This window comes from Ancylobacter crimeensis (assembly GCF_023016805.1).
Lineage (GTDB): Bacteria > Pseudomonadota > Alphaproteobacteria > Rhizobiales > Xanthobacteraceae > Ancylobacter > Ancylobacter crimeensis.
This window is the reverse complement of the sequence record NZ_JALKCH010000005.1, coordinates 45,784-57,790: the sequence shown is the minus strand read 5'-3', so window position 1 is coordinate 57,790 and position 12,007 is coordinate 45,784. Positions and strand designations below refer to the sequence as shown.

The window sequence follows — 12,007 nt, the reverse complement described above, 5'->3', positions numbered from 1 at the left end:
TCGCCAGAGTTTCGCGGCTCTTCACGGTTTTTTCCGCGCGGGCGGGGAAAGGAGGGCGCCGGATCGACATACCGTAGGCCCTACGACGCATGGCGTCACGGGGCGACCGGCGCGCCCTTCAGCTTCCACTGCGTCGCGGCGTGGGCGACGATGTGCCGGGCGATGGGCATGGCGGAGGTCGCTGCCGGCGAGGGGGCGTTGCACACATGCACCGTCGCCGCCGTGCCCTCGATGAGGAAGTCGTGCAGCAGCGTGCCGTCGCGCAGCACCGCCTGGGCCCGCACGCCGGCCCGATAGGGCATCAGGTCTTCCAGCGTCAGTTCGGGGCAGTAGCGCCGGCACAGTTCGAGGTAATGCGCCTTGCTGAGCGAATTGCGCATCTCGTCGATGCCCGAGCGCAGATTGTTGCGGATGGCGCGGCGGAAGCCGGGATAGGCGATCATCTCCGCGAGATCGCGCAGATTGACGTCGCCGAAACGATAGCCCTCGCGCGCAAAGGCCAGCACCGCATTCGGCCCCACCGTCACATAACCGCCGATCATGCGGGTGAGGTGCACGCCGAGGAAGGGCAGGTCCGGGTCGGGCACCGGATAGATGAGGTGCTGCACGATGTGGTCGTGCCGGTGGGCGAGGCGGTAATATTCGCCGCGGAAGGGCACGATGCGGAAATCCGCCGCCACCCCGCACATGCGCGCGATGCGGTCCGCCATCAGGCCGGCGCACGCGACCAGATGGGGGGCGGTGAAGCGCCCGCGCCTCGTCTCCACGCTCACCCCGGCGGGACTCTCTTCGATGCCGGTCACCTCGGCCCCGGTGAGGATTGTGCCGCCGCCCGCGGTGATTTCGCCCGCCATCGCCTCGGCGACGGCGCGGTAGTCAACGATGCCGCTCGCCTTGACGAGGAAGCCGGCGATGCCGCGGATGTGCGGCTCGCGGCGGGCAAGCTCCGGCCCGTCCATCTCCTCGATGTCGAGCCCGTTGGCCCGCGCCCGCTCGGTCAGCGCCTTCAGGCGCGGCAGCTCGGCCTCCTCGGTGGCGACGATCAGCTTGCCGCACTGGTCGAAGGGGATGCCGTGCTCACGGCAGAACGCCATGGTGTCGGCGGAGCCCTCGCGGCAGAAGCGCGCCTTCAGGCTGCCCGGCGCGTAATAGACGCCGGCATGGATGACGCCGCTGTTGCGCCCGGTCTGGTGCCCGGCGATCGCCGGCTCCTTCTCCAGCACCGCCACCGAGAGCCCGGGATAGGCCCGCATGAATTCACGCGCGCTGGCAAGGCCGACAATGCCGCCGCCGACCACGATCAGATCGAAGTCGCTCATACCGTCCCGAACCCTGCCCGTCCTCGCCACGAAACGGAGGCGACACTAGCCTCGCGGCTTCCCGGACGCCATGCCCCCGACGGGAGACGCAGCGTCGCGGCTGGCAGTCGTCCGGCTCAGCGCAATGCCGCCGCCGGCGACTGGCGATAGGCCAGCACGGCGGGGACGAGCGCGATCAGCGCACCGGCGAGCAGCAGGCCGGCGAGCGGCAGCACGTCCTCCCGCACGAAGCCGACCGGCATCGGCACCCCGGTGGCGCCAGCGACGTGCGAGGACAGCACCTGCGCGGCGACGTAGCCGAGCCCGATCCCGGCGAGAAGGCCGAGGCCGAGCACGAGGAACACCTCGCCCCAGACGATGGCCAGCACGGCAAGCCGCGGTGCCCCGAATGCCCGGAGGGCGCCGATCTGCCGCCGCCGCTGCAGCACGTGAACGAGGATGGCGATGAGGATCGCCGCGCCCACCAGCGCCTGCGCGCCATAGGCCACCGCGCCGAGCACCAGCCGGGCGTCGCCGAGAACGCCATAGAGCCGGGTCAGCACCTCGGCGGGAAAGACCGCGAGCGTCGTCTCGCCGCGATAGGATTGCCGCAGCCGGTAGGCATCGGCCACGCTGCGCGGCTTCACAAGGATCGCCGGCAGGCCCGGCGCGCCGGGATCGGCGAGCGCCGCGGGATCGAGGGGTACGTGGAAGGCGGGGTCGCCCGCGCCGTGAGCCACCTCATCGGGACGCGCCTCATCATGACCCGCCGGATCGTGAGCTGCCTGCGGGCCGTCCTTCTGCGCGTGCTCCGTCGCCGCATGTGCGTGGAGGCGCCACACCGCCTCGATCGGCACCAGCACCGCCCGGTCCCACGGCGTGCCGGTGGGCTTCAGCCGGCCGACGACTTCACAGCTGACCCCGGCATGCACCTCGCCGCCCTCGGAAGCGTGGCCGTGCATGGGGCGGAAGCGATCGCCGATGCGGAACGGAACCGCCGCCCCGATCACCGCCTCGTCGAGCCGGGCGAAGACGCTGCCCTCGGTCACCCCGCCAAGGCCCGCGATCAGGGCCGGCGAGGTGCCGACGATGGGCAGGCCCTCCACCTCGTCGCCGAAACCGATCGGCGCCGCCCAGGCGACGCGCGGATCGGCCAGCAGCCCGGCCAGCACAGAGCCCCGCATCAGCGGGAGGGGCGCGGCCTGCAGGAAAACGGAGGAGAGCACGAGCTGCGTCTCCGCACCGGGCGCCCCGATCACGAGGTCGAACGCATCCGCTGCCCGCGCGCTGCCGAGCCGGAGCGTCCGCTCCTGAAGGGTCACTGCGACCCCGAGTGCCGTGGCCAGCGCCACGATGGCAAGAATGGCGAGAACGCCGGCGAGGTGCCGGCGCAGATCGGCGGCAATGAAGCGGAGCATGGTCTAGTCCTCCGCGAGGCTGCCGGCTTCCAGCCGCAGCAGGCGGGCAAAGCCGCGCGACGCCGGCCGGGTGAAGAGCGGGTCGTGGCTCGCCACGATGAGGGTCGCGCCGGCCTCCCGCGCCAGCCCGGTCAGCAGCTCCGCCACGGCGGCGCCGGAGGCCTCGTCGAGCGAGGCGGTCGGCTCGTCGGCGACGATGATGCCGGGCCGGGCAAGAAGCGCGCGCGCCACCGCGACGCGCTGCATCTGCCCGCGCGAGAGCGTCGCGACATCCTGCTCCGTGCGGAGGATGCCGACGCGGCCCAGCAGCCGCGCCGCCTCGCTCTCGAGAGCGACGGGCAGCCGGAAGCGCCGCAATCTCTGCGGCAGCAGCACGTTCTCCAGCGCGGACAGGCCGGGAAAGAGGTGGAAGTCCTGCATCACCAGCCCGACATGGGCCGCCCGCCAGCGATCGCGCCCGCTTTCGGACAGTGCGCCGAGATCGACGCCATCCCACGCCACCCGGCCCCGTGCCGTGCGCTCAAGCCCGGAGAGAAGGTTGAGGAAGGTCGTCTTGCCGGCCCCCGAGGGCCCGGTCAGCACCGCATGCTCGCCTTCGGCGAGAGCGAGTCCGGGAACAGCCAGCGCCGGACGGTCGAGGCCCGGGAAGCAGATCTCCACGTCGCGCAGATCGAGCACCGGCATCGCTCAGGCCCGCGCGAAGCCGGCATCGACGATGCGCAGCCGGCTGAGAAAACCCGTCTTCGGGTCGGTCCAAGAGCCGACCTGAAGCCGCCCCGTCGCCTCGATCATGCGGTTGACCTGCTCGAAGGTCTGGGCCCGCTCCAGATAGACGACCACGATGTTGTCGGGCCAGTCGGCATCGGAAGAGCAGAACGGGCAGATCGACATCGGGATCTCGGTCAGCACGAAGAAATCGGCCTCCGCCTTGAGCGGAGGCGCCATGAAGCCGCGCATCACGACCTCCTGGCCGTCGAGCGCCTTCACCTTGTCGGAGAAGGTGAGCCCCAGCACGCCGACCGAGCCGTAGAGATCGCCGAAGCCGAGCGGCGTCGCCGCGCGGGCCGGCGCAGGCCGGAAGGAGAGCGCCAGCGCCGCCGCCAGACCCACCGCGCCATGCCGGAGCACGATGCGGCGGGAAGGATGACGGGCGCTGCCGCTCACGCTCTTGTCCTCACGGTAGACCTTCACTGGGCCGCCGCGCTGGCGGCCTTCTGCACAGGGGCGAGGGCCATGGCATCCACCAGCACCCGATAGACGTCGCTCTCCTCCAGATAGCCCTTGAAGCCATCCGAGCCCGGCCCGGTCGCCTGCAGGATCACGTCGTCCACCGCATGGACCGCGGTGTCCTCGTCGCGCGGGATGTTGCCGGTCCGCAGCACCGCGCCGGGGATGTCCTTGTAGGCTTCGTTGGCGACGTATTCGCCCTTCTCGTTCTTGATCGCCGGCACGAAGGGGCCGTCGAGCTTGGGACGGAAGGTCTCGTAATAATCGGGGTAGTTGCTGGAGAAGATGGCGAGGCGGCGGGAGACGTCGACCCGGTCGGGATAGCCGTCGCCGTCCTTGTCCTCATAGTTCGGGAAGCCCGCCGCGGCGTAGGTGCCGACCTTCTCGCGCATCTCGGTGCCGGGCTTGTCGTCGTCGATGGTGCCGATCACCGAGACGCCATGGGTGTGGTCGCCGGTGACGACGACCAGCGTATCGGGATGCGCCTTGGCGAAGGCGAGGCCGGCGCCGACCGCCTGGTCGAACTCGATGGTGTCGTAGACCGCGCGGTCCCAGTCCATCGGGTGGGACATCTTGTCGATGGAAGCGCCCTCGACCATGAGGAAGAAGCCGTCCGGATTCTTAGCCAGCGTGGCGAGAGCCGCTTCCGTCATCTGCACGAGGCCGGGCTGGTCCGGGAACTTGGAGACGGTTCCCTTCTTGAGTTGCCGGCGATCCAGCGCGACATCCATGTTGCCGGTGTGGAACAGGCCGAGCAGCCGGTCGGGCGCCTCCGCCTGCGCCGCCGTCAGCTCGGTCGCGGAAGTAGCGAGTGTGTAGCCCTCCTCCTTCAGCTTGGCGACGAGGTCGATGTCGTCCTTGCGCTTGGAACCGGGCACGCTCTTGGGCAGGAAATAGGCCGAGCCGCCGCCGAGGATGACCTCGGGCTTCAGCCGCTCGAAGGCGAGCGCGATCTCCGCCTTCTCGGCGCGGCGGCGGGTGTGGGCGACCACGGCGGCAGGCGTGGCGTCCTCCAGCTCGGCGAGGCTGACCACCCCAAGCGACTTCTTGGTGGTGCGGCGCACCGCCTCGGCGATGTTCTCCACCTTCGGGTCGTCGAAGGCGTCCTTGGTGCGGTCGGCATAGACGCCGAGCGCGTTCACCGCGGTCTTGTGGCCGGTCATGTAGGCCGACATGGTGTTGGCGCTGTCGGTGGACACCGCATCGGTGGCCGAGGTGCCGATGAAGGCGGCGCGGTCCAGCGTGTCGAGGTTGAGATGGCCGTTGGCCTTGCCCTCGGTCATGCCCCTGGACATGATCCGCGCCGCCGTGCGGTGCGCGACGGACAGGCCGTCGCCGAGGAAGAAGATGACGTTCTTCGCCCTGGGCTGCTCGGCCGTGACGTAGACGTCCCAGGTCACCGTCTTCACCTCGTCGCCGGCGCGGGCTTCCACCGTGTAGCGGCCCGGATTGGCGAGGCTGGCGGCGGACAGGCGCACCGCGGAGGCCTCGACGCCCGGTGCGAGACCCGGCTCCTGCTCGATGAAGTCGAGCCCGCGGCCCAGCACGGCTTCCGCCGGCTCGCCATTGATGGTGACGCGGACATCATCCTTCGCCACCACCTTGGAGAACTCGACCTTCAGGTCGAAGGGCGAGCGCACCAGGATCGTCGCCCGGTCGAGCGGAAAGATGGTAGCCGCCCCGGCGGGGCCGGCGGCTGCGAGGCTCGTGGAAAGCGCGAGGGACGCCAGAATGGCGCGGCGGACGGTGGACATGCCGTATCTCCTGCCTGAAATCTGTCCCTGCGTTAGATTTCGCGGATGTCACCCCGATGACAGCCGGTTCGGGTTACGCTGTTCGCCACGTGATTCGCGGCGGCACGCGAAAGGTCGGGCACGGGCTTTCCGTCACGTTTCGTGCCGATGAGGGACCGGACTTGTCCGGGATCAAGGACGCGGGAGCCCTGAAACCCAAGCCTGTTCTTTCCGTTGACCGTCATCGCCATCTGGAGGCCGTTATGGACGACCGTGAACAGCGTATCCGCGAGAGAGCCTATCATCTGTGGATGGAGGAAGGCCGGCCGCATGGCCGCCATGCCGACCATTGGGTCCTTGCCGGCGAACTCATCGCCATCGAGGAGAATCAGGCGGCGACGCTGATCCCCCTCGACGAGGCGCCGGCCGGTACGCCGGTCGAGCCCATCGAGGCGCTGGAGAATGCCGGGGAGTTCCCCACGACGACCGATCAGGGCGAGATGCAGGTTCCCCACCTGCCTGGCGCCGATGCCGCCCCGGCGGATGCCGCCCCCGCGCCGGCCGAACCGGTGGGAAAACCGCGTGCTGCGGCGAAGACGGCGAAGAGCGGCGACAAGGCGGTCAAGAAGCCGGCGAAGGCCGGCAAGGAAGCCGCCCGCACGTCCCGCTCCGCGAAGCAGGACTGAAACGCGAAGAGGCCGGCCACCCTGCGGCGGCCGGCCCCTTCCTTTTTCGAAAGCGCGCCCGGGTCAGGAACGACGCGAGCCCGCATTCAGCGCATAGCCGGCGAGGAAGCCCAGCGCGGCCGCGATGGCGAGGCTCGGAATCGGGTCGGTGTTGCGCACCAGGGCGAGATTGCCCCGATTATACATGCGGCCGGCCTTCTCGCGGGCAGTGTCGAGCGTGTCGCGAGCCGCCTCGCTCATCTCGTCGATCTTGCGCGAAGCCTGGTCGATGGTGCGCGTGGCCGCCTCGGAGACGTTGTCCTTGGTGTTGTCGAAGGCCGCGCCGGCCTTTGCGGACAGCTCGTCGGCCTTGTCGCGGGCAACCTCTTTCGCGGTCTCCACTGTCCGGCCGGCCTCCTTCTTCAGCTCTTCTTCCTTGCCATTGTTCGTGTTGAAATACGACATGATGTCCTCCGCTGGCACCGTTTGCCTCGGTGAGCAGAACGGCCGGTGGCGGGCTGGGGTTCCCCGCCAAAGCGACGGATGGTCGATTTAGGCCGCCTTGCGCCGGGAGCCGTAGCGCCGGGTTGCCTCGATGGCGAGGCCGGTGCCGACCGAGCCGAAGGTGTCGCCCTCCACCACGCGGGCCTCGGGCGCCGCCGCGACGATGGCGGCGCGCACATGCGGCAACCGGGTCGAGCCGCCGGTGAGGAACAGCGCGTCGATGTCGCCCACCCCGAGTCCCGCCGCCTTCACGCAGGTCTCGACCCGCGCCGCGATGCGCCGGGCCAGCTCGGCGGTGTGGGACACGAGCGCGGGCGCGGCGATGTCGCTGTGCAGGCCCGGCTCCAGCCAGCCGAGTTCCACCCGCGCCTCGGGCGCGTCGGACAGGGTGATCTTGGCGGCCTCCGCCTCCATGGCCAGCGTGTGGCCCCGCTCTTCCGCGAGCACATGGATCAGCCGGTCGACCAGTTCGGGCCGCGCCGCCTCGCGCCGCACCTCGGCGAGTTCGCGCAGGGTGCGGGCGTTGTAGAGCCGGTTGATGCGCGACCAGGTGGCCAGCTCGTGGAAATAGCCGCTCGGCACGTCGCGGCCCGCCCGCTTCATCGGGCTGCGATAGCCGAGCAGCGGCATCAGCTCGCCGAGACTGAGATGGCGGTCGAAATCGGTACCGCCGATCCTCACGCCGTCATTGGCGAGGATGTCGGCCGCCCGGTCCACCGCGCGGTGCCGCTCCGGGGACAGGCGCACCACCGAGAAATCCGAGGTGCCGCCGCCGATATCGGCGATCAGCGCGATCTCCTCGGCCCGGACCTGCTGCTCATAGTCGAAGGCGGCGGCGATCGGCTCGTACTGGGTGGAAATCTCGGAAAAGCCGATCTTCGCCGCGATCTCGCGCAGCACCGCCTCGGCGCGGGCATTGCCCGCGGCATCATTGTCCACGAAGAACACCGGCCGCCCCAACACCACCGCATCCAGCGCACGGTCCTCGGCCTGCTCGGCGCGGGCCTTCACCATCCTCAGGAAATCCGCGATCACCTCGCGAAAGCCGATGGCGGAACGGCCGACCTGCGTCTTTTCCTCGATCAGCGCACTGCCGAGCACCGATTTGATCGAGCGCAGCAGCCGCCCGTCCTCGCCGCCGACATAGCGGGCGATGGCGGCGCGGCCGATGGTGGGGGTGCCGGACCGGTCATAGAACAGCGCGCTCGGCACCGCCACGGCCTCGCCCTCCAGCGCCGCCAAATGCGGGCCGTTCGCCCCCGCAAGGCCGAGCGTGGTGTTGGAGGTGCCGAAATCGAGGCCGCAGGCGGCGATCATGGGTCTGCTCCCGGAAGACGAAAGGGAGCGCGGTGTCCTACAGCAAAATGGCGAGACTGGCGCCTCCGGATGTCACCATCCACGAAAAAGGCCATGTTCCGCGCGCGGAGAGTGACGCAGAGTGGCGCCATGCCGGCCGTTCGGCCCGGTTTTCGTCCTACCAGCGCATGAGCTGACCCCATGACGACCTTTACACCCCTTTCCGCGCTCGCCGGCGGCGCACTGATCGGGCTTTCCGCCGTTCTGCTGATGCTGCTGGAAGGTCGCATCGCCGGCATCAGCGGCATCGCCGGGCGCCTGCTGCCGCCATGGCAGGCGGGAGCGGGACAGCGCCTCGCCTTCGTGCTCGGCCTCATTGCCGCGCCCTTCACGGTCGAGGCCGTCACGGGCGCTCGCGTGCTGCAAACCGTTTCCGGCAACCTGCCCCTCATGGCCGGCGCCGGGCTGCTGGTCGGCCTCGGGACCGCGCTCGGCAGCGGCTGCACCTCCGGGCATGGGGTGTGCGGCCTTGCCCGGCTCTCGCCGCGCTCCCTGGTGGCGACGCTGACCTTCATGGCCGCCGGCTTCCTCACCGTCTTCATCACCCGCCACGTCATCGGGGGCTGAGCGATGGCACTCGCGGTGAACCTCGCGCTCGGCCTGCTGTTCGGCATCGGCCTTATCGTCGCCGGCATGAGCGACCCGGCCAAGGTGCTGAACTTCCTCGATCTCGCCGGCAGCTTCGACCCTTCGCTGGCGCTGGTCATGGCCGCGGCGCTGGCGGTGACCTTCATCGGCTACCGGCTGGCCTTCCGCCGCGCCCGGCCGATGCTCGCCCCGCGCTTCGAGCTGCCGACCCGGCGCGACATCGACGCCCGGCTGGTCGGCGGGGCGGCGCTGTTCGGAATCGGCTGGGGGCTGTCGGGCTTCTGCCCCGGCCCGGCGCTCGTCTCGCTGGGCTTGAGCGCGCCGGGCACGCTCGCCTTCGTGCCGGCCATGCTCGCCGGAATGTGGGCGGCGCGGGCGCTGACCCGCAACCGCTGAACATGCGAACGGCCGCCGGGTGCGGGTCCCGGCGGCCATCGCGTATCATCGGGACGGCGCGGACGCCGCCCGCCTCACGTCAGGGTCGGCCTCACTTCAGGGTCGGCATCACGAATTCGGCGCCCGAGCGGATGCCGGTCGGCCAACGGGTCGTGATGGTCTTCAGCTTGGTGTAGAAGCGCACGCCTTCCGGTCCGTGCATGTGATGGTCGCCGAACAGCGAGGCCTTCCAGCCGCCGAAGGAGTGATAGGCCACCGGCACCGGGATCGGCACATTGATGCCCACCATGCCGACCTTGATGGAATGCGCGAATTCGCGCGCCGCATCGCCGTCGCGGGTGAAGATGGCGGTGCCGTTGCCGAATTCATGCTCGTTGATGAGCTTCGCCGCGGTGTCGTAATCCGGCGCGCGCACCACGCCCAACACCGGGCCGAAGATCTCTTCCTTGTAGATGCTCATCTCCGGGGTCACGTTGTCGAACAGCGTGCCGCCGAGGAAATAGCCGTCCTCATAGCCCTGAAGCTTCAGCGTGCGGCCGTCGACCACCACCTTGGCGCCCGCGGCCTCGCCGGCGTCGATATAACCCTTCACCTTCTCGAAGTGCTGCTTCGTCACCAGCGGGCCCATCTCGGCCTCGGGATCGGTGCCGGGGCCGACCTTCAGCGCCCGCACGCGGGGCGCCAGCTTCTCGATCAGGGTCTCGGCGGTTTTCTCGCCGACCGGAACCGCCACCGACACCGCCATGCAGCGCTCGCCGGCCGAGCCGTAGGCCGCGCCCATCAGCGCATCGACCGCCTGGTCCATGTCGGCGTCGGGCATGATGATCATGTGGTTCTTGGCGCCGCCCAGCGCCTGGCAGCGCTTGCCGTATTTCGCCGCTGTCTCGTAGATGTAGCGGGCGATCGGGGTCGAGCCGACGAAGCTCACCGCCGAGATGTCCGGGTCGGCGAGCAGCGCATCCACCGCTTCCTTGTCGCCCTGCACCACGTTGAACACGCCGTCCGGCAGGCCGGCTTCCTTCAGCCATTCGGCCAGCAGCAGCGAGGCCGAGGGGTCGCGCTCGGACGGCTTCAGGATGAAGGCGTTGCCGCAGGCCAGCGCCACCGGGAACATCCACAGCGGCACCATGGCCGGGAAGTTGAACGGGGTGATGCCGGCGACCACGCCGAGCGGCTGGCGCAGCGCGTGGCAGTCGACGCGGGTGCCGACGCTCTCGCTCATCTCGCTCTTGAGGAGCTGCGGCGCGCCGGTGGCGAACTCGATCACCTCCATGCCGCGCTGGATCTCGCCCACCGCATCCGACAGCACCTTGCCATGCTCGGCGGTGATGACCTTGGCGAGCTCGTCGGTACGCTCCTCGACGATGCGCAGGAACTTGTTCAGGATGCGGGCGCGGCGCAGCGGCGTGGTCTCGCCCCACGCGACGGCGGCCGCGGCGGCGACCTTCGCCACCTCGCGCACCTCGGCGGCGGAGGCGAGCGCCACCTCGCCCGACTGCCGGCCGGTGGCGGGGTTGAAGACCGCCGCGGTGCGGCCGGTGCCGGGCACGCGGCGACCGCCGATATAGTGGGGAATGCTCTCGACCATGGCGTGACCTCTGCATGGGGCGCCCGGGCGCCCTTTGTGGCGGAGGAAAGCGCCGGACGCTCCCCGCCGATTGCGGACCGGCCCCACCTTATCTATCGTTTTATGCACATCAAGCGCCATATCGGCGCAATCATTGTGCAGAAAACGGCATGCGATGGATTGGGACCTGATCCGCGTCTTCCTCGCCGTGGCGCGCGAGGGTCAGATCCTCGCCGCCGCGCGCAAGCTCGGCCTCAACCACGCGACGGTCGCCCGCCGGCTCGACGCGCTCGAGGCCGCGCTCGGCAGCCCTCTGTTCGACCGCCGCCCGCCCGGCTCCCTGCTCACCGAGGCCGGCGAGCGGCTGCTGCCGGCGGCGGAGCGCATCGAGACCGAGCTGCTTGGCATCTCGGACGCCATGCGCGGGGCCGGCGCCTCGGTCTCCGGCACGGTCAGGATCGGCGCGCCGGACGGGCTCGGCAACCTGTTCCTCGCGCCCGCCCTCGGCACGCTCGCGCAGGCCCATCCCGACCTCGTCATCGAGCTGGTGCCGCTGCCGCGGGCCTTCTCGATCTCCAAGCGCGAGGCCGATCTCGCCATCGGGCTCGACGTGCCGGCGGAGGGGCGGCTCACCGTCACCTGGCTCGGCGACTACACGCTGGGGGTCTATGCCGCACGGGCCTATGTCGAGGCCCATGGCGCGCCGGCAACGCTGGAGGAGGTCGCCCGCCACCGCGTGGTCAGCGGCGTGGAGGACTATGCCTACGCCTCCTCGCTGGACTACGCCCATGTGCTGGCCGGCCGGGCGCAGCGCCTGTTCCGCTGCGCCGGCGTGGTGGGACAGATGGAAGCGGTGCGCGCCGGCATCGGCATCGGCGTGCTGCACGATTTCGCGGTGCGCGACGTGCCGGAGCTGGTGCGGATATTGCCCGCCATCCGCTTTCGCCGCGCCTACCACCTCTTCGCCCATCCCGACACGCGCGACCTCGCGCGGGTGGCGGCGTGCCACGACTTCCTGATCGCGACGTTCCGGGAGAACCGGGAGCGGTTCATCGTGGAGGGGTGAGCAAGGCTGCCAGAGCTCCACCCCCCGTCATCATTCCGGCGTTCCCGTCCAGGCCTATTTCACATAGAAACGAGGAGGATTCGCCCTTCACCCCAGCCTTCTCCCCATGGGGAGAAGGCGCCGGTCGCTGCTGCGGAAAGCCGGGATCGCGTGCCGACCAAGAGGGGCGACCGCCGGGGCGGCCGCCGG

12 protein-coding genes are annotated in these 12,007 nt (G+C 70.1%); 4 read left to right on the top strand and 8 right to left on the bottom strand.

The window, feature by feature from the left end; all coding sequences use genetic code 11:
• Positions 1 to 95 precede the first annotated feature (95 nt).
• The 5 genes from lhgO to MWN34_RS08415 all read right to left on the bottom strand — a co-directional run bounded on the left by lhgO (position 96) and on the right by MWN34_RS08415 (position 5,697).
• Positions 96 to 1,319: an L-2-hydroxyglutarate oxidase gene (gene lhgO, locus MWN34_RS08435; protein WP_247028459.1), complete on the bottom strand. Its 1,224-nt coding sequence runs from the start codon at positions 1,317 to 1,319 to the stop codon at positions 96 to 98.
• Between the two features lie 116 nt (positions 1,320 to 1,435).
• Positions 1,436 to 2,716 carry an FtsX-like permease family protein gene (locus MWN34_RS08430; RefSeq protein WP_247028457.1) on the bottom strand — a complete coding sequence of 427 codons (1,281 nt, stop codon included), beginning with the start codon at positions 2,714 to 2,716 and terminating at the stop codon, positions 1,436 to 1,438.
• A gap of 3 nt (positions 2,717 to 2,719) precedes the next feature.
• Positions 2,720 to 3,400: an ABC transporter ATP-binding protein gene (locus MWN34_RS08425; protein ID WP_247028455.1), complete on the bottom strand. Its 681-nt coding sequence runs from the start codon at positions 3,398 to 3,400 to the stop codon at positions 2,720 to 2,722.
• A 3-nt stretch (positions 3,401 to 3,403) separates the two neighbouring features.
• Positions 3,404 to 3,880 carry a hypothetical protein gene (locus MWN34_RS08420; protein WP_247028453.1) on the bottom strand — a complete coding sequence of 159 codons (477 nt, stop codon included), beginning with the start codon at positions 3,878 to 3,880 and terminating at the stop codon, positions 3,404 to 3,406.
• A gap of 23 nt (positions 3,881 to 3,903) precedes the next feature.
• Complete coding sequence (locus MWN34_RS08415; RefSeq protein WP_247028451.1) at positions 3,904 to 5,697, bottom strand: alkaline phosphatase; 1,794 nt, start codon at positions 5,695 to 5,697, stop codon at positions 3,904 to 3,906.
• A 242-nt stretch (positions 5,698 to 5,939) separates the two neighbouring features.
• Here MWN34_RS08415 and MWN34_RS08410 point away from each other — a divergent pair, with 242 nt between their 5' ends.
• Positions 5,940 to 6,362 carry a DUF2934 domain-containing protein gene (locus tag MWN34_RS08410; protein ID WP_247028449.1) on the top strand — a complete coding sequence of 141 codons (423 nt, stop codon included), beginning with the start codon at positions 5,940 to 5,942 and terminating at the stop codon, positions 6,360 to 6,362.
• A 63-nt stretch (positions 6,363 to 6,425) separates the two neighbouring features.
• Here MWN34_RS08410 and MWN34_RS08405 read toward each other — a convergent pair whose 3' ends face one another.
• Positions 6,426 to 6,806, bottom strand: coding sequence for an apolipoprotein A1/A4/E family protein (locus MWN34_RS08405; RefSeq protein ID WP_247028447.1), 381 nt, complete (start codon positions 6,804 to 6,806; stop codon positions 6,426 to 6,428).
• An 87-nt stretch (positions 6,807 to 6,893) separates the two neighbouring features.
• Positions 6,894 to 8,159, bottom strand: coding sequence for an Hsp70 family protein (locus tag MWN34_RS08400; protein WP_247028832.1), 1,266 nt, complete (start codon positions 8,157 to 8,159; stop codon positions 6,894 to 6,896).
• A gap of 183 nt (positions 8,160 to 8,342) precedes the next feature.
• Here MWN34_RS08400 and MWN34_RS08395 point away from each other — a divergent pair, with 183 nt between their 5' ends.
• Positions 8,343 to 8,768: a YeeE/YedE family protein gene (locus tag MWN34_RS08395; RefSeq protein ID WP_247028445.1), complete on the top strand. Its 426-nt coding sequence runs from the start codon at positions 8,343 to 8,345 to the stop codon at positions 8,766 to 8,768.
• Between the two features lie 3 nt (positions 8,769 to 8,771).
• On the top strand, positions 8,772 to 9,185 hold the full coding sequence (locus MWN34_RS08390; RefSeq protein WP_247028443.1) for a DUF6691 family protein: 414 nt from the start codon (positions 8,772 to 8,774) through the stop codon (positions 9,183 to 9,185).
• Between the two features lie 91 nt (positions 9,186 to 9,276).
• Here MWN34_RS08390 and MWN34_RS08385 read toward each other — a convergent pair whose 3' ends face one another.
• Complete coding sequence (locus tag MWN34_RS08385; RefSeq protein WP_247028441.1) at positions 9,277 to 10,773, bottom strand: CoA-acylating methylmalonate-semialdehyde dehydrogenase; 1,497 nt, start codon at positions 10,771 to 10,773, stop codon at positions 9,277 to 9,279.
• A 154-nt stretch (positions 10,774 to 10,927) separates the two neighbouring features.
• Between MWN34_RS08385 and MWN34_RS08380 the strand changes: the two genes are divergently transcribed.
• The gene (locus MWN34_RS08380) at positions 10,928 to 11,818 is read left to right on the top strand and encodes a LysR family transcriptional regulator (RefSeq protein ID WP_247028440.1); all 891 of its coding nucleotides are present in this window, start codon (positions 10,928 to 10,930) and stop codon (positions 11,816 to 11,818) included.
• Positions 11,819 to 12,007: the final 189 nt, after the last annotated feature.

Coding starts and splice junctions, on each gene's coding strand:
- MWN34_RS08380 (WP_247028440.1), top strand. CDS start 10,928: ATGGATTGGGACCTGATCCGCGTCTTCCTCGCCGTGGCGCGCGAGGGT.
- MWN34_RS08410 (WP_247028449.1), top strand. CDS start 5,940: ATGGACGACCGTGAACAGCGTATCCGCGAGAGAGCCTATCATCTGTGG.
- MWN34_RS08430 (WP_247028457.1), bottom strand. CDS start 2,716: ATGCTCCGCTTCATTGCCGCCGATCTGCGCCGGCACCTCGCCGGCGTT.
- MWN34_RS08415 (WP_247028451.1), bottom strand. CDS start 5,697: ATGTCCACCGTCCGCCGCGCCATTCTGGCGTCCCTCGCGCTTTCCACG.
- MWN34_RS08385 (WP_247028441.1), bottom strand. CDS start 10,773: ATGGTCGAGAGCATTCCCCACTATATCGGCGGTCGCCGCGTGCCCGGC.
- MWN34_RS08390 (WP_247028443.1), top strand. CDS start 8,772: ATGGCACTCGCGGTGAACCTCGCGCTCGGCCTGCTGTTCGGCATCGGC.
- MWN34_RS08425 (WP_247028455.1), bottom strand. CDS start 3,400: ATGCCGGTGCTCGATCTGCGCGACGTGGAGATCTGCTTCCCGGGCCTC.
- lhgO (WP_247028459.1), bottom strand. CDS start 1,319: ATGAGCGACTTCGATCTGATCGTGGTCGGCGGCGGCATTGTCGGCCTT.
- MWN34_RS08395 (WP_247028445.1), top strand. CDS start 8,343: ATGACGACCTTTACACCCCTTTCCGCGCTCGCCGGCGGCGCACTGATC.
- MWN34_RS08405 (WP_247028447.1), bottom strand. CDS start 6,806: ATGTCGTATTTCAACACGAACAATGGCAAGGAAGAAGAGCTGAAGAAG.